Consider the following 25,287-nt stretch of genomic DNA (forward strand, 5'->3'; position numbering starts at 1 on the left):
CTATTATCATGTCTACATTTATATAATGAAATCGGTTTAAAAGTGACTGAATTAGATTGCCGGCGCATAGATAATGAGAAGCGCAAGGATAGTTTTATCCGGCATCATGCAAGCTGATTTGATTTACACTTTGTATTGATTTTATTTTTAATAACGGTGCTTCTTAAACTAAATTGATGTAATAAAGAGGTACAAAAAAGAGGCTTTATCGCCCTTAATTACAGCTTATGCGTCTGAATTTTAAAACCTAGATCCCGATAAAGGCGGTAACGATTACGGCTCTCTTCTAATACTTGTGGATCTTGAGTTATCACTTCAAAAATTCGAGAAAATCGCCCCTCTTTTGCGGCTTCTGGCACAATTGGATGAATATTCATTAATAGTGATCGCTTTTCTAAATTCCACATCTTATCTGCAAGATAGATAAAGTCATATTCATTGATATCTTCTTCTGTTTCAATAAGTGCATGTGGCAAAAAATCCACTGTGGGAACTTCCCATAATTTACGATCAATCGCGCGAAGCATCTCGATATTATCACTATAAAGTAGCGCAGGCTCATTTGCCTCATAGGCTTTTTCCATCAATTTAAGCAAAAGCTTTTCACGAGCAGCTTCGTTACTTGTGGGTAATACATAAAAACTTACTTCAACCATATCTTTTCTTCTTTATCCCTAGTGACAAAACAACTTATCGCTTTCAAACACAACATAAGCCTAAAGTGATAAGACTTTGTAATCTTTAGCCAATGAATATCTGCATTTTTTCTCGTTTAACGGTAAAATAATACCATTTAAATTCTGGAAAAATAAGCAAACAATGAAATTTGAACTTCTCAAGACAGATGGCGCTGCGCGCCGTGGTCGTATTACTTTTGAACGTGGCACGATTGAAACCCCGATCTTTATGCCAGTTGGGACAATCGCAACGGTTAAAGGTGTGACGCCACAAAACTTAAAAGAGATGAATGCCCAAATTATTTTAGGCAATACCTTCCATCTTTGGTTAAGACCTGGTCTTGATGTAATTAAAGCCCATGGGGATCTTCATGACTTCATGCAATGGGATAAGCCAATCTTGACTGATTCCGGTGGATTCCAAGTCTTCTCTCTTGCGGAACTTCGTAAAATTGAAGAGAAAGGGGTAACTTTCCGCTCACCTTTCAATGGTGAAAAACTCTTCTTAGATCCTGAAAAATCGATGGAAATTCAACGAGTGCTAGGCTCTGATATTGTGATGGCATTTGATGAATGTACACCATATCCTGCAACGTATGAACAAGCAAAAACCTCAATGGAACTCTCTATGCGCTGGGCAAAGCGCTCTAAAGAGGCATTTGTGCAAGGGGAAAATCCCAATGCCCTCTTTGGAATCGTTCAAGGCAGTATGTTTGAAGATCTTCGAGAGCAATCATTAGATGCCCTTACAGAGATTGAATTCAATGGTTATGCCATCGGAGGCTTAGCTGTAGGCGAGCCTAAAGAAGAGCGTGATCGCGTATTAGAATTTTTAGACCCCAAAATGCCTAAAGATAAACCGCGCTATCTTATGGGTGTTGGTAAACCTGAAGATTTAATTGAAGGCGTTAAACGTGGTGTTGATATGTTTGACTGCGTTATTCCGACTCGTAATGCTCGTAATGGTCATCTCTTTACCCGTTTTGGAGATATACGCATTAAAAATGCTCGCTATGATCTTGATACAAGACCACTTGATGAGACCTGTTCATGCTATACCTGCCAAAACTTCTCAAGAAGTTACCTGCGTCACTTAATTCGCACCAAAGAGCTATTAGGCGCTCATCTTGCTAGTATTCATAATCTTCATTACTTCCTCTGGCACATGCAGCAAATCCGTGATCATATCGATGCTGGTACCTTTAATGAGTACTATCAACAGTTCTATAAAGAACGCAAAATGGTCGATGAAGAGAATAAATAATCTTATAAAGGATAGATGAATCGATGAAGCTCATTAATCGCTATATACGCCGCGAAATTATTTCAACTTTTGCAGCGGTCTTATTGGTACTTATTGCCATTTTGCTGGTGCAACGTTTGGCATTTTACCTAAACCAAGTGATTAATGGCTCTCTTTCTCAATCTGCCGTCTTTTCCCTATTAGGGTTACAAATTGTTCGTTTTGTTACCGAACTTTTACCACTGAGCTTTCTACTTGCTTCCATACTGGCATTTGGTAGGCTCTATAAAGATAGCGAAATGACGGCGCTATATGCTTTAAGCATGCCGGTAAAAAGACTCTATCGCATTTTATTGCAGATCGGAATCCCTTTAAGTCTATTTCTTTTAATTCTTAACTTTTGGATAGTGCCTGAAATAGCCCAGATTCAAGATGTTGTCTTAAAAAAAGCACGTGAAGATGCGCAATTAACAATCTTAAAACCGGGTGTCTTTCAGAAATTTGCAAATGGTAAGCATACAATCTACGTTCAATCTATCGATACTGAAAATGGGGCTTTAAGAAATATTTTCATAAAATCTAATACCGATAAAAAAGATGATTTTGCACTTTTAACGGCTGAAAAAAGCGAAGAAACCAAGAAAAATAACGAATATGTTGTGACGCTAGCGCAAAGAGGAACTCAAGAGATTGATGAAAATAATGTTCGCTTCATCATTCTAGAGCAAGGATCTAGAACCTCCTATTTAGAAGAATATGCCGAAGTTACCTACTTTGATACACTTCGTCTTCGAATTGATGTCGACAACTCTAACTCATGGCCTAGCGCCATCTCTTGGAGCTTAGGAACGCTTCTTCAAATAGATAATCCTTATGTTACAAGAGAGCTTCAAAGAAGACTCTCAGGGCCGATCTCGATCTTTTTATTAATTTTAATTATTCCAGCGCTCTCACACTCAAAACCTCGACAAGGTCGATTTAATAAGCTAATTCTTGGCGTGATCTTCTATGTCTTTTATTTTAACTTTATTGGAATGGGACTGGCTTGGATTACTAGTGGGAAAATCCCTGCAAGCATTGGTATCTGGTGGGTTCATATCGTGATGTTTATCTTTGCGTTTTATATTTATCGACGCTACAACAGATCCCTATAACGATAAACTTCTAAAGAGGATTTTATGCTAAAAATCGATCAATACACTTTTAAAACTTCGCTACTCTTTACGTTGTTTTGTCTTTTAATGCTCGTCATTATTGAAACTTTTTTTACCTTTCTTAACGAACTTCAAGATCTTGGTGATGAAGGATATCAATTAACGCAGATGGTCCTTTATCTGCTTTATGATATGCCTTCACGAATTTATCGCATCTTCCCTATGGCACTACTATTAGGAACCCTTCTTGGGCTAGGACAGCTTGCGAGCCACAATGAGCTTACTGCCATTAGAACTGCGGGTTTTAATAAAATCAGAACCTTAAGAGGGGCAATATACACCACGATTATCTTAAGTATTGTTATTGTATTTGTCGGCGAACTAATTGTCCCTAAAAGCCATGATCAGGCAATGATTGTCAGTAATAAAAGTAGCTCTGGCAAAGGTTTTTGGGCCATTGATGGCGACTATATAGTGGAGGTAAAATCGATTGAAAATCTCACCCTAACAGATATTACGGTTTATGGTCCGAAAGATGGTGTCTTACAAAAATTAATACGAGCGCCTTATATGGAGCTTATAGACAATCAATGGGTGATGCCAATCCTTACAGAAACCACGTTCACAGAGCATCATATCCAAAGTAAATCTTTACAAAATATCTCTATTCAAACCCATATTGATGAAGCCGCATTAACGGCTCTTATCAACGACCCTGAGTATCTCTCAAGCCGAAGCCTCTGGCGCTTTATTGGCTATCTTGAAGATAATAATTTAGATAGTAGCGAATATCGACTCGCCTTTTGGGCAAAAATCTTCAATCCTCTTACCAATATCTCCATGATCTTAATTGCCGCACCACTTGTATTTGCTCAGCAGCGAAGACAAGGAATTGGTGAGCGGATTTTAGTAGGGGTCATATTAGGATTAATTATTTATCTTACAACCCAAATGTTAGGGCACTTTATTCTTTTATCAGGATTCCCGCCACTATTAGGGGCGCTTTTACCTACGGCTTTAGCCATTGGTATTGCCTATTTACTCTTTAAGCTACTCCCCTAGCACGACCCTTTCGCAATCCTTTACAATATTGCCACACTGAAAGCCCAATGATCATTGGGCTTTTTTACGCAGCTATATTATGATGCTATCACCTCTCCCTCGATTTTAGAAAACACCTTATGAATCATACCTCTTTAAGTAAATCTAGCGCTTGTAGCACCTATATCGTCATTGCACTCTTTGCGATCTTTCAAGGGCTTATATTAGGCATATATACGGAGCATTTATTACAAAATATCTGGGATTCAAGCACCCCTTACTTCTATCTGCCTTTACTATTTGCTATTTTTTTGCCTACCACCCTGAGCTACCTTGCTATCAATATAAAATCATTACCGCTTTATAAAATGGTATCTGTAATTATCTTACTTATTTTATGGATATTTCTCTGGCAAACAGCAAATATTGCGCCTGATAGTAGTAATGAGCCGATCTTAATGATTCCAACGCTTATTGTACTTATCTTCTTTCTATTGCCTTGGTTACAAAGCTATACTAAAAATAAAACTTTTAAAATCGCCTACGCTGACATCATTCGATCTTACATTCAAAATATTCTTTTTGGCTCAATATCGGCGATTATTAGCGGGCTTTTAATTGCTCTTACCTTGCTTGCTAGCTATTTATTTAAGCTCATCAATCTCTCTCTTCTTAGCGAGATACTATCTCATACACTGATCTTATGGCTTATTTTCACTTTAGGATTAAATATTGCTTTATACTTCTTGCGCCGCAATTTTGAGATAGAAGTTAATCGAATTTGTAGCTATGTTGCAAGATTATTCCTCCCCCTTCTCAATATCATCTCCTTAATTTTTCTTATTGGACTCATCTTTACCAATAATATTGAGATTAATTCTGGGATTATGCTGGGTTTAACTGCAGCTTCTATTATTTTAATTAATCTTGTCTATGAAGATGGTTGCCAGCAATATCAATTTCCAAAAGGGTTAAATGCTTTTATTCTTATCAACATTTTATTGCTCAATGCCTTTTCAATCTTAAGCATCTACGGTATTACAACACGTATTGCCCAATATAGCTTTAGTATTGGCAGGCTCTATGCATTAACTTTAGCCCTCTTTTTTACATTTTTAATTCTCACTTATAGTTTTTCGATCATTCGCCATAAAAATTATTGGATGCGCTCTTTAGGGAGAATGAATAGTTACTTCTTACTGTTGATTCCTTGCATTATTCTCCTCATTAATAGTCCTTTGCTAAACTTTAATAAAATCTCAGCGAACAGCATTTTAAAAGGGGTTGAAAAAGGAGAAATCCCTATTGATTATGAACTCAAATATACACTTAATCATTTAGGAAAACATGGTTATGAGGCTCTGAAGATCATTGAAGAAAACCCAGCATTTCAAAGCTTAAAAGAGAGTGAAGCAATGTCAGAGCCTATTAAAAAACCTATTACACCCCTTCCTCAAGATACTTTTAAAATAGCAAACCATTCAAATAGCATCCCCCAATCTTGGTGGGAATCACAAAATGATAATTACTACTGCACCACCGCTAGCAATGCCCATCAGTGCCTAGTATTTACCCAAGATATGAACACGGATGGTATTGATGATATTGTCAGCTGCTTCATTAGAAGAGGGGATTACCCTTGGATTCGCTGTAAAATCTGGCAAGAGAACAAAAATCAGTGGCAAGAAATTGAGGGACAATCTTTCTCTTTTGACACAATACTAGAAAGAGATCAAGCTTGGGATAAACTTCTTAATAAAGAGATTGAGGTTCGCCGTAAAGAGTGGCTAGATCTCTATATCGCACCATAAATGCCGCTTGATCAATAACTATCATGAACAAGCCCAAACGATAAGAGTTTGGGCTTGTTATAGTAAAATCAGTTTAAAAGTGACTGAATTAGATTGCCGGCGCATTAGTTATGAGAAGCATAAGAATCGCTCTACCCGGCATCGTGCAAGCTCATTTGATATACACTCTGCACTCTTAATGCTTTTAAAATAGTGTTTCTTAAACTGAATCTACTATAAATAAGGCTGTAAAATAGATTCGATCTGTTCTTGCAGTAATGAAACAATGCCAGTATCACCCTCAGCCTCAATATTAATACGAAGATAATTTTCTGTATTAGAGCGCCGAACGTTAATTCTTGCATTAACTAAGCGAAGACTAATCCCATCGATCTCATCCATTGTAATGGCTTGATCTTGGTAAAATGCAAGAATCTTTGCCATTACAGAAGCAGGATCTTGCACAACATAATTAAGCTCACCACTGCAAGGGTACGCTAATCTTGCAGATTGGACGAGATTTCCAATTGTCTTTGATTGTTGCACTAAAAGGGAAGAGACCAATAAAAAAGGAATCATACCTGAATCGCAATAATGAAACTCTCTAAAATAGTGATGAGCACTCATCTCTCCACCATATAATGCTTTTACCTGACGCATTGTTCGCTTCATTGGAGAATGCCCACCTGCGGAGATGATCGCTTCTCCTCCGGCATTTTTAATCACAGATTCACTATTTAGAGTCTGACGAGTATCAATGACAATCTTTTCTGCAGGATGATTTTTTAATAAAGCTTCGGCAATTAAACCAATAACATAAGAGCTATCAATAAACTCGCCCTTTTCATCAAAAAAGAAACAACGATCAAAATCACCATCCCATGCCACCCCAAAATCAGCTTGATGTTTAATAATAGCGGCTTTCGTTGCCGCTCTTCTTTCCACAATTAAAGGATTAGGGACGCCATTAGGAAATGAGCCATCAGGCTCATGATGAACTTTAATAAGTTCAAAAGGAAGATAAGGTTCTAAACGATCAAGTGTATCGCCGGCACAACCATTGCCACTATTACAAACTATTTTAAGAAGACGAGAGTTATCAGATACTTCGTGATGCTTTAAAAGCTCTGGCGCAAAACTTAAAATTGTCTTGATATAAGGACTACGATCTTCATAACACTGCATTTCGCCACTATTATCTGCAAGCTGATAGTCACTTTGTAAAATACGATTTTTTAAAAGTAACAATCCCGTTGTTAGACTTATCGGCTCTGCATTTTTACCAACCAGCTTAAACCCATTATGACTCTTAGGGTTGTGGCTTGCTGTAATCATAATACCGCCATCAGCATTTTGATAAACCGTATTAAAATAGACCTCTTCAGTCCCACAAATACCGAGCGATACAACATCACAACCCGCATCGATAATGCCAGCGACTAATCGCTCAAATAAAGAGGGGCTACTTTCTCGAATATCACGCCCGACAATTATTTTTGTTGCACCATATTGTGCAACAAAAGCAAGACCTAGCTGATATGCTAGGTCTTCATTGATATCTTCTGGATATTTTCCGCGGATATCATAGGCTTTAAAAGCTTTTATAGTCATTTAATGGTTACCGACTAATCAAATGGGTCTCTTAAAACTAAAGTTTCATTACGATCTGGGCCCGTTGAGATAATATCAACAGGAACTTTCACAAGCTCTTCAAGACGTTTGATATAGTTTTGTGCCGCTTGTGGTAATGCTTCAAATGACATCACACCAACTGTGCTTTCGCTCCAGCCTGGCATCGTTTCATAAATCGCTTCACAACGAGCAAAGTTCTCAGCACCATAAGGTGGATAGTTTACAACTTCTCCATCTAGACGATAGCCTGTACAGATTTTAACTTCATCCATACCATCTAAAACATCTAACTTCGTTAAGCAAAGACCTGTGAGGCTATTGATATCGATTGAACGCTTTAATACAGGAACATCAAACCAACCACAACGACGTGCACGTCCTGTTACAGAACCAAACTCATGCCCACGCTCTGCTAAACCTTGACCAATTTCATCCGTCAACTCTGTTGGGAATGGGCCTGAACCTACACGCGTAACGTAAGCTTTCACAATTCCTAAAACATAATCAAGAGCAAGCGGGCCAACCCCTGTTCCGGTTGCCGCGCCACCTGCTGAAGTATTGCTTGAAGTCACAAATGGGTATGTTCCATGGTCAATATCAAGGAACGTGCCTTGTGCCCCTTCAAACATCACCTTAGCCCCTTGATCACGAAGGACTTTAAGATCATAAGAGACGTCTGAAACAAGCGGTAATAAACGCTTTGCCAGTTCCATGGTTTCATTGTAAACATCATCAACAGAGAGCGCTTCTTTCCCAAGATAGTTTACTAATACAAAGTTGTGATACTCCATCACAGCTTCGAGTTTTTTACGAAATACTTCAGGATAGAAAAGATCAGCCACACGAATTGCACGACGCGCTACTTTATCTTCATAAGTCGGACCAATACCACGACCTGTTGTCCCGATCTTATTTTTTCCAAGCTTTTCTTCACGAGCCTGATCAATAGCCACATGATAAGGCATTACAAGTGGACATGCTTCAGAGACTTTAAGACGCTCATCAACGTTGATACCACGACTTAATAATTCATCCATTTCACTTAAAAGCGCAGCAGGTGAAAGAACAACACCATTACCAATATAGCAGGTAACATGTTCCCGTAAAATTCCTGATGGAATCAAACGAAGTACCGTCTTCTCTCCGTTAATTACAAGTGTGTGCCCAGCATTATGGCCACCCTGAAATCGAACAACGGCTACAGCTTTATCGGTTAAAAGGTCAACAATTTTCCCTTTGCCTTCATCGCCCCATTGCGTTCCGATAATAACAACATTATTACCCATTTAAGTTTTTCCTCATGAAAATGAATAAGGCGTCATATCAAGATATTATCCGCCTTAGTTTTAAAAATTATTTTTTTTGCTGAAAGTGTTTAAAGAAATCACTATCAGGATCAAGAATCAGGAGATCCCCACTATTTTGGAATGCATTACGATATGCTTCAAGGCTTCGATAAAATGAGTAAAACTCAGGATCTTGACCATAAGCTTCCCCATAAATGGTGGCAGCTCCGGCATCTCCCTCACCTCGAATCTTTTCCGCTTCTTCATAAGCAGTTGCTAGAAGAATGATACGGTTACTATCGGCTTCAGCTACTTTTTCAATATAAGCCGCTTCCCCTTTCGAGCGAAGCTCTGTAGCTACACGTTCACGCTCTGTTCTCATACGTTTAAATACGTTTTCTGTAACATCTTCCGGTAATTCAACACCATTGATACGAACATCAACAATCTCAACACCATACTCTTTAGCTTCAACTGATAATGCTACTAAAATTGTTTTCTCAATCTCTTGACGAACCGTGTTATTAAGATCAATCTCTTGTCCTGCAATAACGGGAACTACATTCTCTTTACTGCGAATTACGATATCGACATCTTCAGACTGAACTTTTTTTAAGGTTGTTTCATCTAAAGTTAGTGCATCGCTTGGCTTATCTACAACAATGACGTTTTCTTGTTTAATCGCATCAGCTGTCTTAAGTGTAACCGTACCACCAACCACAGTCTGAACATCACGCTTACCAAATGCAGCTCTAAAATTATTTTTAACAATGGGTTCAAATAGACGATTAAAAACACCAGGGTTTCCTGAAACCTTTTGATAATAAACCTCAGGGTCTGTTACACGCCATTTGATAAATGTATCAACAATTAAGTTTTTCTTCTCTGAAGTTAAAAATGGCTCTGGTGGGGTATCTAATGTTTGAATTCTTCCATCAAATACTCGAACATTGTCAATAATTGGCATTTTAAAGTAAACACCTGGCTCATCATAAATCGCAACAATACGCCCAAAACGAAGTTGCAATCCTTTCTCCCACTCTTTCACCACCACAAGGGAGCTACTTAAGATGACGAGCGCGATAATCACTATTGGTAAAATAACTCGCGTTAAAATTCTCATGTCTTTGTCTCTTCCTCTCTATAATTATCGGGTGATGCGTGCACGACTTCTAGAGTCATTTACATTACTCGGCTGAACCTGAATCACTGATTGCTTAGCACCGCTTTGTGGCGTTGCTGTTTCAGTCTTAGGAGCAGCAGCACGGTTACTATTTGATGAATCATTCAATCCCATGTTGCCAGTCATTTTATCAAGCGGTAACATCATCAAATTATTGCTATCTGAACCCATATAGAGTTTATTGCTGTTTTGTAATACTTCTTCCATATTCTCAAGATAGAGACGCTCACGAGTGACTTCTGGAGAGACTTTATAAGCACTATAAAGTCGATTAAATCGCTCCGCTTCCCCTCGAGCTTGGGCTACTTTACTATCTCTGTAAGCTTCTGCTTGACGAAGAACACGCTCAGCTTCCCCTCGCGCCTCTTCATGAACCTTACTCTGGTAAGCATTTGCTTGGTTAATACGGCTCTGTTCATCTTCTCGTGCACGAATTGCATCAGAGAAGGCATCTTGCACTGCCGCCGGTGCTTGCGCATCTTCTAAGTTGACGTTAGTAATCACAAGACCAATTTCATAGTTATTTAAGATACTTTGTGCAAGCTCTTTAACTTCCTGCATTAATTGCTCACGACCATCTGTTAAAATATCATCAAGCGTTGTTTGCCCAACTCGCTCACGTGTTGCACTATCAACAACCTCTTTGAGCGTTTTATCAGGATCTACTGAAGTAAACCAATATTGCATCGGTTTATCATTATTAATTTGATATTGGACTTCCACACTCACATCAACTAAGTTCTCATCTTTAGTCAACATAGCAGCACGGCGATTACCTTTTGCAATCGAGCCAATTTTCTGTGAGAAACGGCGCTGAATATCAATAATACGGTGATCACCGATCGGACTTGGTAAACGCCATCTTAAACCTGGATCTTTAGTCGCATGATATTGGCCTAAAAGAAGCTCAACTCCTTTTTGCCCCGCATCAATGGTATAAAACCCTGTTGCAAGCCAACCACAAAGAAGCACCGCACCACCTAGTGCGACATACTTTCCTAACCCTTGAGGTTTATGTCCATGACCACCCTTGCCACGGAAAACACCCCCTAACTTCTTAAAGATCTCATCTAAATCAGGACCTGAACCGTTACCTTGTCCATGAGGCTTTCGACCATCATTATTAGATGGACCACCTTGACTATCCTTAGGCTCTTGCCAAGCCATCTCTAAGTTATTTTTTTTCATTTAATCCCTTTAAATACAGATCTTACCGAAATTTGTACTTTCAACTCGACAAGATACCAATTTTTTACCTATTTTGCACCTATAGATATTGTTCGAAATAAGTAATTGCCTTCGGCATCTCTTTCAGAAGCCTTTTAAGGCGATATTTCGCCACGTAAAGATGCAATTCAAATTCACCTTTTTCACTAAATGATTCATTTTTTACAGCATCTAAAGCATATAGCTCCGCACGTAACCGCCCCTCGCTTGGAGGCAACGTTACTTTCATCTCTAAATGCCCTTTTTGAAAATGCGATGCAACCCCCTCTAAAAGAAGATCAATCCCTTCATTTTTGACAACAGAGATCCAGACCGCATTTACTAAACCATTACCATCTTCAGATATATGGGGGCTAATTTCTGGATTTAAATCGATTTTATTAAATACTTGCAAACGAGGCACTTCATCGGCGCCGATTTGCTCTAAGACTTTATCAACTTCCCGAATTTTAAGCTCTCTTTCAGGGTCTGCCACATCAATGACTTCTAATAAGAGATCTGCTTCCACCGCCTCTTGCAATGTCGATTTAAATGCCTCAACTAAATCATGGGGTAATTTTGAGATAAACCCAACCGTATCAGCAAGCACCGTTCGTCCGACATGTTCGATATCTAGGGCGCGATGCGTAGGGTCTAAGGTTGCAAAAAGCTGATCTTGCACATAAGCATTAGCATCTGTTAAAGCATTAAAAAGAGAGGACTTTCCGGCATTGGTATAACCGACTAAAGCGACTGTCGGAACTTCATTACGTTCTCTTGAAACGCGCCCTTGATGGCGCATTTTTGTAACCGTTTCTAATCGTTTTTTAAGCTGACGAATCCGATCGTTAATTACTCGTCTATCCATCTCAAGACGAGTCTCCCCCGGTCCACGAAGCCCTACGGCCCCACCACGCTGTTGAGAGAGATTGGTATGTTTACGAACTAATCTTGTGGAGAGTCTTGTTAATTGTGCTAATTCAACTTGTAATTTACCCTCAAAGCTTTGGGCTCTTTGAGCAAATATATCTAAAATCAACCCTGTACGATCTACAACCCTCACACCACACAGTGCTTCTAGGTTTCGATTTTGACTAGGGGTTAAATCGTGATTAATGAGGACGACATTAGCATCATATTGCGTGATGGCATCTTTTACCTCATCGGCCTTACCTGTACCTAAAAAATATTTATGATGGGGCGTTTGCCGTGAACCTGTAATGCAACATTCAATTGTTACACCCGCAGAAGTTACCAGCTCTTTAAATTCTGCTAAATCACCATCTTCACTCTCTGGCATTTCCAAAGATACAATAATCGCTCTATCATCAGAATGACTAAACTCTTCTACTATATGACCCATTATTTAGAGTACAAACCTCATCATGTTGAACATTAAAAAATTTTTAAATAGCACCAAAACAAGCCTTATCAATTCCCCCTCTTATTGAGGAAATTGATAAGGATAAAATATAACTAACATGAGATACAAAACCGCTAATGATTGATTTCAACAACCCTAAAACTTACTCCAAGAGTTTATTAAAAATCTTTTTAGCCTGTTGTTATTCTTGTGCATCGTCTGATGCATCTAATTCTGTTCCTAAATTCACATTACGTGCAGGAACAATTGTAGATACCGCATGCTTATAAATCATTTGGCTTACGTTTGATCTTAATAAAATCACAAACTGATCAAAGGACTCAATTTGCCCTTGGAGTTTGATACCATTAATTAAGAAAATTGATACAGGGACTCGCTCTTTACGGAGCAAGTTTAGAAAAGGGTCTTGGAGGGATTGCATTTTTGCCATTTTTTATTCTCACTTATTTGTTCTTATCTTCATACATGATGAGTTCTTTATTGTTTATAGCACTTCGCTACAAGAAAGCCGACTCTATTTTATCATAACCCCTGAATCATTCAGGCTTGTCATTGCAGTAATTATAATCCATTTATCGCTTAAGGGATAAATTAGTTTTATGACAACTTAAAAAAATAGCACTCATCATCCTAAAATTAGATTATTCTGAAAAATGATCTAAGGTTGTCGCTAAGCCGTAATCACACTATACTCTCTAGTTCAGTATATACGAGTAATCAATCAATTAAAGGGATTCTTCATGACTTTTAAAGCGCTTTTTCTCGATTTAGATGGCACAAGCCTCAATGATAACAATTCATTATCCCCTGCGCTAAAAGAGATTCTCATTACCTTAAAACAAAAAGGGATTCATATTATCTTCAGTACAGGCAGAAGTTTTGCCGGCGCCTTACCTTTTGCTAATGCGATTGGCGGTACTGAATTTATCATCAATTATAATGGCGCTCGTGTTTTTGATTTTAAAAATGAACGGATTCTCCATCAAGCAACACTGCCTAAAACTGTTTTAGAGCAAGTATTTGATTTCTCTCACCAATATCAATACCCGCCTATTTTTTATCACAACAATGTGATCTATACAAAAGATGGGATTCCTCATCACTATACCTGCCCAGGTGAACGCTTTGAAGTATTAGATCCTCATCATGATTGGATCAATGAAACTTTAACTAAAGCGCTATTTGTAATGCCGGAAACTGAGCTTATGAAGCATCTTCACATTGCTTATAATCACTTTGATGGCGCATCTGTTTCAACCTCCTCCCCTACCTATTTAGAGATTATGCCGCAAGGTATTAATAAATCTGTCGGCGCCAAACATGTCTTAGAAGCGCTCAGTATCGACCCCAAACATTGCGTGGCATTTGGAGATCAACTCAATGATTTTGAATTATTATCCCTAGTTGAACATCCTTTTATTATGGGCAATGCCAATGATGCTTTAAAGTCACATTTCCCCTCACGCATTATTGACACGAATATCAATGACGGAGTTGCGAAAACATTAGATCAGCTCTTTAAGTTGAACTATTTTTAATTTCTAAACTTAAAAGCTCCACAATCATCTATTAATTTACTCCCTATTATGAATAACTATAAAACTTTAGCGCGCAATATCAGCATCGTGTTCATCTGCTTACTGCTCATTCCTATTACCACTTGGCTGATAGATTGGCATTGGCAATCAGGACAGCGATACGGCTTCTTTGATCACCTACTATTTATCATTACAGAATCCGGATCTGCGCCTTATTTCGCACTCATCACCTCACTCGTTCTCGCTATTTGGCTCAGCATGCGTTGCAAACTTCTTAAGCATCATTGGGTGGTGATTTTTTTAAGTGTATTTCTGCTACAAGGCACAACACAAGTTATCAAAAGCACGATTAAAACGCTCTGGGAAGAACCTCGTCCTTATATGAGTTATATGGTCGAAAAAGGCGTTGAGCTTGAGCCCTTCTATGAGCTTTCTCGAAAAGAGCGGGGAGTAGTTATTCAAAAAACGTTAGTTGATGATAAAACAACACCACAGTGGCTTGAACAGCACTGGCAAAAAGAGACAGGTTACTCTTTTCCTTCCGGCCATACGATGTTTGCGGTGATGTGGGCCTTTATCATCGTTGGTTTCTTAACTCGAGAAAAAGACTCTAAAACACCACTTGCCATGGGAATCATGATTTTATGGGCCGGCTTAATGATGATCAGCCGCATACGATTAGGGATGCATTTCCCTATTGATCTCTTTGTCAGCACCCTCATCGGATACCCTATCGCACTATTTTTCTTTTACTTTCTAGCAAAAAGAGATACTCTGATTGATGGGACATTTAATAAACCAGCGCCTAAAAAACAGAATGTTACCCAAAAAAACTGACGCTGAACATAATCTTTATGATCCACGCTTGTACTTATCGTACTTTTTCTATAAAACTAATAAGCAGAAACTCACAAATAGTTTTATCGGTAAACCTACAACGAATCATAAACACAGGCGTTGCTAATATTCAATTAAAACAACAATAAGAGGATTATTATGCTGTTTTTACTTTCACCTGCAAAGATGTTGGATGAACATACTCCACCACCCATTACGAGCCTAGAAGAACCAAAACTTTTAGAGCACTCTCAAATACTCATTGATACCCTTCGCAACTATTCGGCCGAAGAGATTCAGAATTTAATGAAAGTATCTGAGCGCATTGCTGAGCAGAATGTAGAACGATTCCAAGCATACCAAACGCCCTTTACCTCGCAAAATGCCAAACCGGCACTCTATCTCTTTAATGGCGATGTCTATCAAGGGTTATCAGCCTATGATTTGCCAGAGCCATGTGTGGAATTTTTAAATCGCCATCTTGCGATCCTCTCAGGTCTTTATGGCGCGGTTCGTCCTTTAGATTTAATTGCGCCTTATCGCCTTGAAATGGGAACAGCGCTCACCACTGAGCGAGGCAAAAACTTATATGAATTTTGGGGAGATCTTGTTACTGAATATCTCAATACTCGCATTGATGAGTTAGATGCAAAAGTTGTCATTAACCTAGCTTCTAATGAGTATTTCAAAGTGATAAAACCTGAAAAACTAAAAGCTCGAGTCGTAACACCGATCTTTAAAGATTTTAGTAACGGCGAATACAAAGTCATTGGCGTTTACGCAAAGAAAGCTCGCGGCTTAATGACGCGATTTGTCAGCGAAAATAATATTACAGACCTTCAAGAGCTCAAAAAATTCAACCACGAAGGCTATGCTTACAAACCCAATGATGTTACGGGTGAAATTGTCTTTATTAGAGGTTAACCGAGGTTTTTCCGATCCATTTACCGATCCATTTAAATTGATGGTCACTAAATATCTTGATCTTCTATTTAAAAGAGGATTACTTACATAAAGCTTTATCGATAAACACAAACAAACCATGTAAATGCTAATAACAGCAGCATCTACATGGTTTTTTCATTGAAGATCTTTTAAATAGATCATCGCTCCTTGCAATCTACTTCAAAAAGTAAACGCTTAACCCCCCCCCTTCACTAACAATACTCTACATTACCCAAATTCTATATATCCAAAGTGGTTTAAGGTATGATATCCCTTTAGTTTGCGATTACGACTTCGCAACAAACTACTTCAATTTTATTGATTAATAATATTCATAAAGGCTAGTAAAACCATGCAAGCAGATAGCAACCTTCTCTGGATCGATCTTGAAATGACAGGGCTTGATGAAGAGATTCATCATATTATTGAAATCGCATCCATCATTACAGATAAAGACCTTAATGTTCTGGCACAAGGCCCTAATCTTGCAATCTATCAGCCCGAAGAGATTTTAAACTTGATGGATGAGTGGTGCCAAACAACACACGGAAACTCCGGCTTAACAGCAAGGATTAAAGAGAGTAAAACTTCTGTAGAAGAAGCGATGCAAGCGACGATTGATTTTGCAATAAAATGGATTCCTGAAGGCAAAACGCCACTTTGTGGCAATAGTATCGGCACGGATCGCCGTTTTTTAAAAAAATATATGCCGGCACTAGATCAGTTTTGTCACTATCGTAATATTGATGTTAGTTCATTTAAAGAAGTTGTTAAACGATGGTACCCTGATGCTAAAAACTATGAGAAACAGAACACCCATCTAGCGCTCGATGATATTTTAGAATCAATCAATGAGTTACGATTTATTCGCGAAAACTATTTCAAATAACGTAAAATCTCTTTAAATTTACTGACATCAAATTAGCCGTTACGCTACTCATTTTAAGGATTTTTTATGAAACCAAAAATCACCATTAAAACACCTTGGCAGTTTATTGCTTCAGGATTTGGTTCGGGCTTATCTCCTATCGCGCCAGGCACAATGGGAACTTTAGCAGCGATGCCTTTTTGGTTTCTCTTTGCCACTTATCTCCCCTTTTGGGGTTATCTGCTCATCATCATTATTTCAGCGCTTTTTGGCATTGTTATTTGCCAAAAAGCCAGCGATGAACTCGGCGTCCATGATCATGGCGGGATTGTTTGGGATGAATTTGTCGGCATGTGGATTACGATGATCTGTGTTCCTGTTTCTATCCCTAATGCCATTTTAGGCTTTTTAATATTTCGTTTTTTTGATGTTTTAAAACCATGGCCAATAAAAGTGATCGATGAGAAGGTTCAAGGTGGCTTTGGCATTATGCTAGATGATATCTTAGCGGCAATCTTCTCCTTAATTACAATCCACCTTATTCTTACTTGGATATTCCCCATTTTCGCCTAAATTTATCCTATAAAGTCTGTATGAAACAACATCAGACAAATTCCAATAAGGTTTTTGCTTATTTAAAAAATGGTATAAAACAAAAAGTTAAAACCCAAAAACTACCATTGGTAACTTTCTTCTTATTTATCATAGTATTTATCTGTTCTTTTCTTTGGAGTAATGGACCATTACCTAATGTTACAGTTGATTACAACTTAGCAAAGGAGGAGATGTATCACTGCACATTACATAGAATTATTGATGGTGATACGGTGGTTGCGAACTGCCCTTTAAAAAATCCAAAGCTTGTGAATATTCGTATTTGGGGAATGGATGCACCTGAAACAAACCAAATTCCCTGGGGAGAAAAAGCCACAAATGCATTAAATAGGATTTTTCTTATGAATAAACATGATATTATTACCATTCTAATAAGAGATATAGATCAATATAATCGTTATGTTGGTCAAATCTTCATTAACAATAAAGAGATAGATGTCGGACTACAAATGGTAAGTGAGGGCTTTGCAGTTGTTTATAAACAATATAATAACGATCCACAATACCTTTACCATGAAGACCTTGCAAAAAGCCATAAAAAGGGGATTTGGCAACACCCTGGACCACAACAAAACCCCGCTGCTTGGCGAAAAGTTAATCCTTTTTAAGAAGCTATGCGATAATATCTATCATCTACGAAAATGAGCTTAATAAATCATGATAACGCTTGATAAAAACACGATATATATCGATGGGGACTGGACGCTTTCCAATCTTAAAGCGATCCAAATTGCGGCTGACAAATTTAAAGCTCAATCACTCAATCTCAAATCAATCACAATTGATGGATCAAAACTCAAAAATCTAGATACTATCGGTTGTCAGGAATTATATATTGCCTTAGAGGCGATCCCCAAATCAACCTCTGTTGATTTTACAAACTTTGAGAAAAAGCAGATTGATCTCTTTCAATTTATTAAAACTAAAATTGATGATGCCGGCATTCAAAAAACAGCCCCGAGCAATCACTGCTCTCTCATTGGAAGAGTTGGTTTAATAACAGTTTCAGCACTAGATGAGATGCAAAAATTCATCGAATTTATAGGCGAAATATCGGTTATTGCCATGAAAAGAGCCTTTACGCCCTGGAATATTCGCTGGGGTGCTTTTTGGTCAAATATTCAATCTGCGGGAGTTATGGCTCTTCCCATTATCGGACTCCTTAACTTCTTAATTGGCGCGGTTATTGCTTACCAAGCGGGAAACCTACTACGGATGTTTGGGGCAAGTATCTATATCGTTGACTTCTCTGCAGTTGCTGTACTGCGTGTTTTAGGGCCGCTTTTAACCGCTATCATTATCGCGGGACGTACAGGGGCGGCTTATGCTGCGCAGATAGGGACAATGGTGGTTAATGAGGAAGTAGATGCCTTAGAAACAATTGGTATTAATAAATATGATCAATTAGTACTTCCAAAAATGTATGCGCTAGCAATCTCACTTCCCTTACTAACCCTATTTGCGGACATGATGGCCATTTTAGGTAGCATGGTATTAGCCTATTTCTATTTAGATATCTCATTTGGAGAGTATCTTTCAACGATTCCTAATACCATTACATGGCGCTCTCTTGTTGTCGGATTAGTACAGGCCCCTGTCTTCGCTATTGTCATTACACTTGTAGGTTGCTATCAAGGATTCCAAGTTTCTGGAGGCGCAGATAGTGTTGGCCAACAGACGACTAAAGCGGTTGTTCAATCAATCTTCTTAGTTATTGTTATTGTGGCGCTCTTCTCAATTTTAATGCGCAATGTGGGACTATAAAGGGGAAATCATGAACGAACAAGGAAAACAATCTCCTCAAACAGACAAGGCTCAAAAAGATGATGTCATTCGTGTAGAACATGTCTATAACAGTTTTGGAACTCACTCTGTTCACGAAGATCTCAATATGACGGTCAAACGGGGAGAACTCGTAGCATTAGTCGGTGGTTCAGGCTCGGGAAAAACGACCCTTCTTCGCAGTATTATTATGCTCCAGCCGCCAACGAAAGGTCAGGTTTATCTCTTTGATAATCCTGTCTGGGGCGCTTCCCATAAAGAAGAACAAAAGCTTCGACAAACTTTTGGCATGCTATTTCAGGGAGGAGCGTTATTTAGCTCCTTAACCGTGCTAGAAAATATCATGGTTCCTTTGCAAGAGCACACGAGCCTCAGCCGCAAGGATCAAGAAGAGATTGCCATGCTTAAATTAACGCTTTCAGGACTTAAGCCACAATCGGCAAATCTTCTTCCCAAAGATCTTTCAGGAGGAATGATTAAACGCGCAAGTCTTGCTCGTGCTTTAGCATTAGACCCAGAGCTTCTCTTTTTAGATGAGCCAACAGCTGGGCTTGATCCTGTTTCTGCAAGTGATTTTGATGGCTTAATGCGCCAGTTAAAAGAATCTCTTAACCTCACAGTCGTTATGGTCACACACGACCTCGACTCGATCTGGGCTATTTCTGATAAAGTTGCATTTTTAGGTAATAAAACCTTAATTGCTTATGAGCCTATTCAAGATCTTGTAAAAAATGATAATCCTTTAATTCAACATTACTTCCAAGGTCCTCGCGGCCGAGCAGTGGGAGAGGCATATGGAACACAAATTTAATTACACAGTTGTCGGCATGTTTGTCCTTGGATTTCTTGCCTGTTTAATCGCTTTAATTATCTGGCTGACAAATGGCTTTGAAAAAGTGAATACAAATGAGTATCGCGTCATCACGAGTGAATCTGTTTCAGGACTTACGGTTAACTCCACTATTGATTATCGAGGTGTCACTGTCGGTAAAGTTGCATCAATGGAGCTAAATCATGATGATCCTCGTTACGTCACAATCTATCTCAATATTGATGCGGGCACTCCTATCAAAACAGATACAGAAGCCGTTTTAATGAGCCGAGGAATTACAGGGCTTGTTAACGTGAGCCTTTCAGGCGGCACTCCAGATGCAAAGGATTTACTACCCACTAAAGAAAATCCTATCCCAACCATTAAAAATGGGGCCTCTCTCTCTCGTCGTTTAGATGAGGCGTTAAATAACATTACCCACTCTCTTTCTGAGTTATCGAAAAAGATGGGGTCTATCTTAACGACCCAAAATATTGATAATCTTAGCAATATTTTAAGCAATACAAATGCCTTTACCTCAGATCTTGCCACAATGGGAAATAAGATTAATACCTTTACAGATAAAGCAACAGGAACGATTGATACGATACAGCCTCAAATTAAGGATGCCGCTCAGGCATTAGCATCCTTTGCAGATCATCTTCAAGGTTCAACAAAGCAGCTCGAAGGGATGGCCGTTAAAATTAATAGCACTTTAGATACTGCAACATCCACATTAAATACATGGGATAGCTTAGGGCAAGAAGCAAATGGAAGCTTACAAGATATCTTCCCTGTTTTAGAAAATGCCCTCTATAATCTCTCATTATTGATGCAAGAATTAGAAGCAAAACCAAATGCCATCATTCTTGGTAAACCACAACAAAAACCTGGACCTGGAGAATAGATAGAAAATTATTAAAAGAACATATTCATTATTCTTACTAACAATTTTCTCATCATTCTTTTGCGCACAATATTCATGTGAGCTTCAACCTTATCCTATAAGGAGACCGTTTACGATGTACCATTTTAAGAAATTTGCCCTATTATTAATTCTTTCACTCGTTGTAACAGCATGTGCTTCAGCGCCTGTTAAAAAAAGCTATATCCTCACGACTGAAACGACAAATATTACAGCCGGTAATGCACAATTACCATCACTACTGATCTCTCAAGTAAGATCTACCAATAGACTCTCAACAGATATGTACTATAGCCGTAGTGCTAATGAAGTGGAGATATTCACAAAAAGTGATTGGATTACCCCCCCCACACAAATGCTTCAAGCAGCGATTACACAAAACTTAGATGCACAAAATATCTTTCAATACATCATCATGGCCCCCAATAGTGTAACTGCACAATATCGCCTTGATATGACAATTGTAGAGATGAATCAATATTTTGATGAAGCCGCAAAAAGTAGCCACATTGTCTTAAAACTTCAGGCTCGCCTCATCAATAGCACCAATAACCGCATTGTAAAATCCTTTAGCTATCAAAAAGTAGAACCTAGTTCAACCTATAATGCCGAAGGCGGGGTCGCAGCTTACAATAGAGCACTACAAGCAATTGTCTCTGAACTTACGCAAAACTTAACACAAACACTTCGCCGCTAAATAATTATTACAGATGCTTGAAAACCTCTTTAAATACCTACCGACACCTCAATTTAAACACTATCTGCCGCTGACCTTTCATCAGCAGCAGATAGGCTGGGTTCATCTTGATTATCTGGAGATTTTGCATCACTTCCCTGAAATTTTTACAATTAAAAGTGATCAAATCCAATTCACAGAAAAATTTGTACAAGCCCCCTTTAAAGAGAGAACAGCTCAGTTAGCAGAATTTTCTAGCGCTTTACAGCAGACTGGTATTATTACTAATTGGCGGGATGAATCCTATGGGATCTATCTCCCTGGATCTGATCTTCATAATGCCCTTTTTACAATCGAAAGAGGGGTTGCGCCCCTGTTAGGATTTAGAGTTTTTGGCGTTCATATCAATGGTTATCAAAAACCAATATCTAATACAGCAATTGAATATATCTGGATTGCTAAACGTTCAAAACTAAAAAAAATCGAACCCCATAAACTCGATAATCTTGCCGCAGGTGGCTTAAGTTATGGAGAAAACCCCCTGGAAAGCGCACAAAGAGAAGCGATGGAGGAAGCAAATATTCCACAAATCTTAACTCAAAACTTACATTTTTCTGCGCCCTTTAACTATCTTGCTGAGTTTAATAAAACTATTCGTAATGAATGTATTTATGTATTTGATCTCGCTTTGCCAGAAACTTTCACGCCTACGATTAATGATGGTGAAGTTGAAAACTTCTTCAAGCTCTCTCCTAAAGAGATTATTACAGCGTTGCTTGACGGCGAGAAATTCAAACCCAATAGTGGTTTAGTCACACTTCACTTTTTATTGCGCAATGCTTTAACCTCTTTTTCAAATAATGAAAAAACCTTACTACAGCAAAAGCTAGGGCTAATATAAGGTAATATCTGACGTACCGCCTAAAATAAGCATGGGAGTCAAACCAGCTTGCCTGATGCCAGATAAAATAACTTAGCTGATTCTCGTAAGCGATATGCCTACAATCTTAACAACATAAAAAAAGATCACATCTAAAGTGATCTTTTTTGTATCTTAAAACAGATAATTCTTATAATAAAGAAGATGCGAGATAAACAAACTTATCTGCAAAAACTTTATATTTAGGACGCTTTTCCCACTCTTCCAAAGTCACCGGCACGGCATTTTCTAAATCTTCATAGAACTGCGCCGTCATCTTCTCTGCAAAATCTCGATCATAGACAATTGAGTTCACTTCAAAGTTTAAGTCAAAACTTCGAATATCCATATTCGCTGTTCCAATCATCGCTAAGCTTCGATCATAGACACTGGTCTTTGCATGGATAAAGCCTTTACGATAATGGTAAATTTCAACCCCAGCACGTAATAGATCAAGATAAAGCGCTCGGCTTGCCATACGCACTAAGAGAGAGTTTGTCCGCTCTGGCACTAACAGTTTTACTTTTACCTGACTTCTTGCGGCAATCTTTAACATTGTTAAAATTTGCTCTGTCGGAATAAAGTATGGTGTCGTAATTAAGACCTCTTTCTCCGCAAGCGCTATTGCTTGCATCACAGAATTCATAATATAAGGCTCTTCAGAATCCGGACCACTTGCAACAATTTGTACCGCAGTTGTTCCCTTATCTTCACGAAGATCTATCGGAAAAAGCTCGGCATTAGGCTCTACCTTTTGCTTAGCACAAAAGTTCCAATCTGATAAGAAAAGGTGTTGAAGCGCATAGCAACTATATCCTTCTAAACGAACATGCATATCTCGTAAAATCGGCTTACCGCTATTAGGCACATTAATATAATCATCCCCAATATTAATTCCCCCGACAAAACCAACGCGCCCATCTATCACAATAATTTTACGGTGATTGCGGTAATTTACCCGATTTGCCCAAAAAATAAAGAGAAGCTTTCTAAATGCAAAGACCTCTATGCCAGCATTTCGCATCTCTTGAGCAAAGGCTTTACGAATTTTACTACTTCCAAAATCATCATAAATAAAGCGAACTTTAACGCCCTCTTTCGCTTTCTTAATAAGCGCATCTTTTATCTGATTGCCAATACCATCATTACGAACAATATAATATTCTATGTGAATCGTCTCTTTAGCCTCAGCAATCGCTTTAAGCACTTCTGGATATTTATTTTCACCATTTTTTAAGAGTTTAACATCATTGTTAAGGCTCATCCAATGCACATCCTCTGTTGATACAGAGTGAGCTAAACGCTTAAATTGTTCAATAACAGGATTTTCAATCGCTAAAGGATCCTGATCAATATGTTTGGTATATTCATAAATCTCATCTTTCAAATCCCCGTTATACTCAAGCTTTTTGTCATACATCGCTTTATTACGATAATTAACCCCTAATGAGAGATATAATATGACCCCAAATAGCGGTAAAAATACTATCAATACTAAATAACCTAACGTTTTACTAACACTTGTTGTGTCATAAATAATTTTAACGCAGATGGTTAAGATAAAAATGATATAGATAATCAAGGCAATCATGCTGCCTGCCCATAAAAAACTTCCAGTAAGTATCGATGTAATCATTGATTGGCTTTCTTATAACGTATAATGAGAGGGAATATGTTTTGCATATGATATTATAACAGACTCTTTATCTTAAAGAATTTTTGTCCATTTTAGTAAATAATATTTTAAATATGTCTACCCAAAAAATCGGTTTAATCGTTGGTAAGTTTTACCCCCTGCATCAAGGGCATATCAATATGATTCTCTCTGCGAAACTAACCGTAGATGAGTTACATGTTTTTGTCTGCAGTGAAACCAAAAGAGATTGGCAACTCTACCTTGAAAGCGCCTTTACAAAAGCACCTACGAGTACCGATCGTGTTCAATGGGCTAAAGAGCTACTACAGGGTATTGAAGGTATTATAGTACATGGCTTTAATGAAGATGGCATTCCTGCTTACCCCAACGGCTGGCAAGCCTGGAGTGACCGCTTAAAAGAGACTTTAATTGCCAAAAGTATCAAGCCAACGATGATTTTTAGTAGTGAATTGCAAGATAAAGATTTCTATCAAAAATATTTTGAAACAGCTGTCACCTTAGTCGACCCTCCGCGAGATGCTTTTCCCGTTTCAGCAACTAAAATTCGTAATACCCCTTTTCAATACTGGACCTATATTCCGACGATCATTCGCAGCTTTTTTACCAAAACAATTATCATTGAAGAGCAACTTTCCCCCAATACGGCGCTACTTCCGGCAATCTTAAAACTTTTTAATGCTGTTGAAGTTCTGGGATATGAGAAAATCACCTTTCAGACTATTTCAATGCATGAAATACCCAAAACGATCAAAATGCATCAAGCTGATAATCGGCAAATCTCTGCCATTATTGGCTCACAGGGCTTTATTAATGAGATACAACAACAAGCAGATCCGATAGATCTCTTACAAAAATGCACCACATTATCCATTAAGCCTCAAGATCTGTCCCTCCAACATGAAGAACACGCACTTTTCAATGAAATCTCTAGCTTCATTAATCGTTTAATGATTTTAGATCAATAAACTAGATCATCATGAATTCGCTAAAAAAGAGCCTACTTTTCCTGTTTTGAAATATAGCCGTGCAGTTTAAAAAATACTACCTTAAAAGTAAAAGAATACGGCATATCGATCAATTCAGCTTGTATGATACCCAAATAGAACGATTCTTTTGCC

24 protein-coding genes are annotated in these 25,287 nt (G+C 38.3%); 16 read left to right on the plus strand and 8 right to left on the minus strand.

The window, feature by feature from the left end; translation table 11 throughout:
- Nucleotides 1-218: 218 nt before the first annotated feature.
- Nucleotides 219-656: a DNA polymerase III subunit chi gene (locus MMG00_RS08405; protein ID WP_242147311.1), complete on the minus strand. Its 438-nt coding sequence runs from the start codon at nucleotides 654-656 to the stop codon at nucleotides 219-221.
- A gap of 163 nt (nucleotides 657-819) precedes the next feature.
- Here MMG00_RS08405 and tgt point away from each other — a divergent pair, with 163 nt between their 5' ends.
- From tgt to MMG00_RS08425, 4 genes are all read left to right on the plus strand, one after another.
- Complete coding sequence (tgt, locus tag MMG00_RS08410; RefSeq protein ID WP_242147313.1) at nucleotides 820-1,941, plus strand: tRNA guanosine(34) transglycosylase Tgt; 1,122 nt, start codon at nucleotides 820-822, stop codon at nucleotides 1,939-1,941.
- 23 nt (nucleotides 1,942-1,964) lie between these two features.
- Entirely contained in the window at nucleotides 1,965-3,074 is a 1,110-nt protein-coding gene (gene lptF / locus MMG00_RS08415; protein WP_242147315.1) for an LPS export ABC transporter permease LptF, read from the plus strand.
- Nucleotides 3,075-3,098: 24 nt separating this feature from the next.
- On the plus strand, nucleotides 3,099-4,136 hold the full coding sequence (lptG, locus tag MMG00_RS08420) for an LPS export ABC transporter permease LptG (protein ID WP_242147317.1): 1,038 nt from the start codon (nucleotides 3,099-3,101) through the stop codon (nucleotides 4,134-4,136).
- A 119-nt stretch (nucleotides 4,137-4,255) separates the two neighbouring features.
- Complete coding sequence (locus tag MMG00_RS08425) at nucleotides 4,256-5,926, plus strand: DUF7057 domain-containing protein (RefSeq protein WP_242147320.1); 1,671 nt, start codon at nucleotides 4,256-4,258, stop codon at nucleotides 5,924-5,926.
- Nucleotides 5,927-6,139: 213 nt separating this feature from the next.
- Here the strand turns inward: MMG00_RS08425 and MMG00_RS08430 are convergent, their stop codons facing one another.
- From MMG00_RS08430 to hfq, 6 genes are all read right to left on the minus strand, one after another.
- A complete protein-coding gene (locus tag MMG00_RS08430) occupies nucleotides 6,140-7,516 on the minus strand; it encodes a phosphomannomutase/phosphoglucomutase (protein WP_242147322.1) in 1,377 nt (458 codons plus the stop codon).
- 14 nt (nucleotides 7,517-7,530) lie between these two features.
- Entirely contained in the window at nucleotides 7,531-8,823 is a 1,293-nt protein-coding gene (locus MMG00_RS08435) for an adenylosuccinate synthase (RefSeq protein ID WP_242147324.1), read from the minus strand.
- Nucleotides 8,824-8,890: 67 nt separating this feature from the next.
- On the minus strand, nucleotides 8,891-9,946 hold the full coding sequence (gene hflC, locus MMG00_RS08440; RefSeq protein WP_242147326.1) for a protease modulator HflC: 1,056 nt from the start codon (nucleotides 9,944-9,946) through the stop codon (nucleotides 8,891-8,893).
- Nucleotides 9,947-9,970: 24 nt separating this feature from the next.
- Complete coding sequence (gene hflK / locus MMG00_RS08445) at nucleotides 9,971-11,194, minus strand: FtsH protease activity modulator HflK (protein ID WP_242147328.1); 1,224 nt, start codon at nucleotides 11,192-11,194, stop codon at nucleotides 9,971-9,973.
- A 79-nt stretch (nucleotides 11,195-11,273) separates the two neighbouring features.
- On the minus strand, nucleotides 11,274-12,575 hold the full coding sequence (gene hflX / locus MMG00_RS08450; RefSeq protein ID WP_242147330.1) for a ribosome rescue GTPase HflX: 1,302 nt from the start codon (nucleotides 12,573-12,575) through the stop codon (nucleotides 11,274-11,276).
- Between the two features lie 202 nt (nucleotides 12,576-12,777).
- A complete protein-coding gene (gene hfq, locus MMG00_RS08455) occupies nucleotides 12,778-13,026 on the minus strand; it encodes an RNA chaperone Hfq (RefSeq protein ID WP_242147332.1) in 249 nt (82 codons plus the stop codon).
- A 310-nt stretch (nucleotides 13,027-13,336) separates the two neighbouring features.
- Between hfq and MMG00_RS08460 the strand changes: the two genes are divergently transcribed.
- The 11 genes from MMG00_RS08460 to MMG00_RS08510 all read left to right on the plus strand — a co-directional run bounded on the left by MMG00_RS08460 (nucleotide 13,337) and on the right by MMG00_RS08510 (nucleotide 22,494).
- Entirely contained in the window at nucleotides 13,337-14,134 is a 798-nt protein-coding gene (locus MMG00_RS08460; protein WP_242147334.1) for a Cof-type HAD-IIB family hydrolase, read from the plus strand.
- A gap of 48 nt (nucleotides 14,135-14,182) precedes the next feature.
- Nucleotides 14,183-14,971 carry a phosphatase PAP2 family protein gene (locus tag MMG00_RS08465; RefSeq protein WP_242147336.1) on the plus strand — a complete coding sequence of 263 codons (789 nt, stop codon included), beginning with the start codon at nucleotides 14,183-14,185 and terminating at the stop codon, nucleotides 14,969-14,971.
- 159 nt (nucleotides 14,972-15,130) lie between these two features.
- Nucleotides 15,131-15,895 carry a peroxide stress protein YaaA gene (gene yaaA, locus MMG00_RS08470; protein WP_242147338.1) on the plus strand — a complete coding sequence of 255 codons (765 nt, stop codon included), beginning with the start codon at nucleotides 15,131-15,133 and terminating at the stop codon, nucleotides 15,893-15,895.
- Nucleotides 15,896-16,268: 373 nt separating this feature from the next.
- Nucleotides 16,269-16,805, plus strand: coding sequence for an oligoribonuclease (gene orn, locus MMG00_RS08475; protein WP_242147340.1), 537 nt, complete (start codon nucleotides 16,269-16,271; stop codon nucleotides 16,803-16,805).
- A gap of 66 nt (nucleotides 16,806-16,871) precedes the next feature.
- On the plus strand, nucleotides 16,872-17,357 hold the full coding sequence (locus MMG00_RS08480) for a phosphatidylglycerophosphatase A family protein (protein ID WP_242147342.1): 486 nt from the start codon (nucleotides 16,872-16,874) through the stop codon (nucleotides 17,355-17,357).
- Between the two features lie 20 nt (nucleotides 17,358-17,377).
- Nucleotides 17,378-18,007, plus strand: coding sequence for a thermonuclease family protein (locus tag MMG00_RS08485; RefSeq protein ID WP_242147344.1), 630 nt, complete (start codon nucleotides 17,378-17,380; stop codon nucleotides 18,005-18,007).
- Nucleotides 18,008-18,056: 49 nt separating this feature from the next.
- Nucleotides 18,057-19,163: an MlaE family ABC transporter permease gene (locus MMG00_RS08490; RefSeq protein WP_242147346.1), complete on the plus strand. Its 1,107-nt coding sequence runs from the start codon at nucleotides 18,057-18,059 to the stop codon at nucleotides 19,161-19,163.
- Between the two features lie 10 nt (nucleotides 19,164-19,173).
- Entirely contained in the window at nucleotides 19,174-19,992 is an 819-nt protein-coding gene (locus MMG00_RS08495) for an ABC transporter ATP-binding protein (protein ID WP_242147348.1), read from the plus strand.
- A complete protein-coding gene (locus MMG00_RS08500) occupies nucleotides 19,976-20,899 on the plus strand; it encodes an MlaD family protein (protein ID WP_242147350.1) in 924 nt (307 codons plus the stop codon). The genes MMG00_RS08495 and MMG00_RS08500 overlap by 17 nt, the downstream gene beginning before the upstream one ends.
- 115 nt (nucleotides 20,900-21,014) lie before the next feature.
- The gene (locus tag MMG00_RS08505; RefSeq protein ID WP_242147352.1) at nucleotides 21,015-21,614 is read left to right on the plus strand and encodes an ABC-type transport auxiliary lipoprotein family protein; all 600 of its coding nucleotides are present in this window, start codon (nucleotides 21,015-21,017) and stop codon (nucleotides 21,612-21,614) included.
- A gap of 13 nt (nucleotides 21,615-21,627) precedes the next feature.
- Nucleotides 21,628-22,494 carry an NUDIX hydrolase gene (locus MMG00_RS08510; RefSeq protein ID WP_242147354.1) on the plus strand — a complete coding sequence of 289 codons (867 nt, stop codon included), beginning with the start codon at nucleotides 21,628-21,630 and terminating at the stop codon, nucleotides 22,492-22,494.
- Between the two features lie 169 nt (nucleotides 22,495-22,663).
- Here MMG00_RS08510 and cls read toward each other — a convergent pair whose 3' ends face one another.
- Nucleotides 22,664-24,148, minus strand: a complete 1,485-nt coding sequence (gene cls / locus MMG00_RS08515) for a cardiolipin synthase (RefSeq protein WP_242147357.1) — start codon at nucleotides 24,146-24,148, stop codon at nucleotides 22,664-22,666.
- 113 nt (nucleotides 24,149-24,261) lie between these two features.
- On the opposite strand from cls, the gene MMG00_RS08520 reads away from it, so the two are divergent.
- Entirely contained in the window at nucleotides 24,262-25,134 is an 873-nt protein-coding gene (locus MMG00_RS08520) for an adenylyltransferase/cytidyltransferase family protein (protein ID WP_242147359.1), read from the plus strand.
- Nucleotides 25,135-25,287: the final 153 nt, after the last annotated feature.

The organism is Ignatzschineria rhizosphaerae, from assembly GCF_022655595.1.
Lineage (GTDB): Bacteria > Pseudomonadota > Gammaproteobacteria > Cardiobacteriales > Wohlfahrtiimonadaceae > Ignatzschineria > Ignatzschineria rhizosphaerae.

What these genes read in the sequence shown, in the direction of transcription:
- MMG00_RS08405 (WP_242147311.1), bottom strand. Translation starts at nt 656, where the DNA reads ATGGTTGAAGTAAGTTTTTATGTATTACCCACAAGTAACGAAGCTGCT.
- tgt (WP_242147313.1), top strand. Translation starts at nt 820, where the DNA reads ATGAAATTTGAACTTCTCAAGACAGATGGCGCTGCGCGCCGTGGTCGT.
- lptF (WP_242147315.1), top strand. Translation starts at nt 1,965, where the DNA reads ATGAAGCTCATTAATCGCTATATACGCCGCGAAATTATTTCAACTTTT.
- lptG (WP_242147317.1), top strand. Translation starts at nt 3,099, where the DNA reads ATGCTAAAAATCGATCAATACACTTTTAAAACTTCGCTACTCTTTACG.
- MMG00_RS08425 (WP_242147320.1), top strand. Translation starts at nt 4,256, where the DNA reads ATGAATCATACCTCTTTAAGTAAATCTAGCGCTTGTAGCACCTATATC.
- MMG00_RS08430 (WP_242147322.1), bottom strand. Translation starts at nt 7,516, where the DNA reads ATGACTATAAAAGCTTTTAAAGCCTATGATATCCGCGGAAAATATCCA.
- MMG00_RS08435 (WP_242147324.1), bottom strand. Translation starts at nt 8,823, where the DNA reads ATGGGTAATAATGTTGTTATTATCGGAACGCAATGGGGCGATGAAGGC.
- hflC (WP_242147326.1), bottom strand. Translation starts at nt 9,946, where the DNA reads ATGAGAATTTTAACGCGAGTTATTTTACCAATAGTGATTATCGCGCTC.
- hflK (WP_242147328.1), bottom strand. Translation starts at nt 11,194, where the DNA reads ATGAAAAAAAATAACTTAGAGATGGCTTGGCAAGAGCCTAAGGATAGT.
- hflX (WP_242147330.1), bottom strand. Translation starts at nt 12,575, where the DNA reads ATGGGTCATATAGTAGAAGAGTTTAGTCATTCTGATGATAGAGCGATT.
- hfq (WP_242147332.1), bottom strand. Translation starts at nt 13,026, where the DNA reads ATGGCAAAAATGCAATCCCTCCAAGACCCTTTTCTAAACTTGCTCCGT.
- MMG00_RS08460 (WP_242147334.1), top strand. Translation starts at nt 13,337, where the DNA reads ATGACTTTTAAAGCGCTTTTTCTCGATTTAGATGGCACAAGCCTCAAT.
- MMG00_RS08465 (WP_242147336.1), top strand. Translation starts at nt 14,183, where the DNA reads ATGAATAACTATAAAACTTTAGCGCGCAATATCAGCATCGTGTTCATC.
- yaaA (WP_242147338.1), top strand. Translation starts at nt 15,131, where the DNA reads ATGCTGTTTTTACTTTCACCTGCAAAGATGTTGGATGAACATACTCCA.
- orn (WP_242147340.1), top strand. Translation starts at nt 16,269, where the DNA reads ATGCAAGCAGATAGCAACCTTCTCTGGATCGATCTTGAAATGACAGGG.
- MMG00_RS08480 (WP_242147342.1), top strand. Translation starts at nt 16,872, where the DNA reads ATGAAACCAAAAATCACCATTAAAACACCTTGGCAGTTTATTGCTTCA.
- MMG00_RS08485 (WP_242147344.1), top strand. Translation starts at nt 17,378, where the DNA reads ATGAAACAACATCAGACAAATTCCAATAAGGTTTTTGCTTATTTAAAA.
- MMG00_RS08490 (WP_242147346.1), top strand. Translation starts at nt 18,057, where the DNA reads ATGATAACGCTTGATAAAAACACGATATATATCGATGGGGACTGGACG.
- MMG00_RS08495 (WP_242147348.1), top strand. Translation starts at nt 19,174, where the DNA reads ATGAACGAACAAGGAAAACAATCTCCTCAAACAGACAAGGCTCAAAAA.
- MMG00_RS08500 (WP_242147350.1), top strand. Translation starts at nt 19,976, where the DNA reads ATGGAACACAAATTTAATTACACAGTTGTCGGCATGTTTGTCCTTGGA.
- MMG00_RS08505 (WP_242147352.1), top strand. Translation starts at nt 21,015, where the DNA reads ATGTACCATTTTAAGAAATTTGCCCTATTATTAATTCTTTCACTCGTT.
- MMG00_RS08510 (WP_242147354.1), top strand. Translation starts at nt 21,628, where the DNA reads ATGCTTGAAAACCTCTTTAAATACCTACCGACACCTCAATTTAAACAC.
- cls (WP_242147357.1), bottom strand. Translation starts at nt 24,148, where the DNA reads ATGATTACATCGATACTTACTGGAAGTTTTTTATGGGCAGGCAGCATG.
- MMG00_RS08520 (WP_242147359.1), top strand. Translation starts at nt 24,262, where the DNA reads ATGTCTACCCAAAAAATCGGTTTAATCGTTGGTAAGTTTTACCCCCTG.